Origin of the sequence: Pantoea sp. GbtcB22, assembly GCF_019091025.1 — a bacterium.
Taxonomy (GTDB): domain Bacteria; phylum Pseudomonadota; class Gammaproteobacteria; order Enterobacterales; family Enterobacteriaceae; genus Pantoea; species Pantoea leporis.
Genome location: NZ_JAGXKB010000872.1, coordinates 1 through 235, shown reverse-complemented (window position 1 = coordinate 235; position 235 = coordinate 1). Strand labels below are relative to the sequence as shown.

The window sequence follows — 235 nt, the reverse complement described above, 5'->3', positions numbered from 1 at the left end:
AGCTCCGCAAAGAAGTCCTTCAGGATGCCCTCGTTGCCCGGCATGCCCTTTGGAAACACCGCATCGCCCTTGCCGTCAAAGCTGTAAACGAACACGCCGATGCCGGTCTGCTCTGACACTGGCTTCAGGATCGGGTTGAAGCGGTGGCAGTACGGGCAGTCGGAGCGGACGAAGTGCACAATCTGTCAGTGAACGACGTCGGCGCGCCTGCCGGCGCTCAGCTGTAACCAAACGG

The 235-nt window shown here is 60.9% G+C and carries 1 protein-coding gene; it reads right to left on the bottom strand.

Going from position 1 to position 235, the window contains the following annotated elements:
• On the bottom strand, nucleotides 1-179 hold a 179-nt coding region (gene traF, locus KVT28_RS28025; RefSeq protein WP_368734949.1), incomplete at its 3' end, for a conjugal transfer protein TraF.
• Nucleotides 180-235 lie beyond the last annotated feature (56 nt).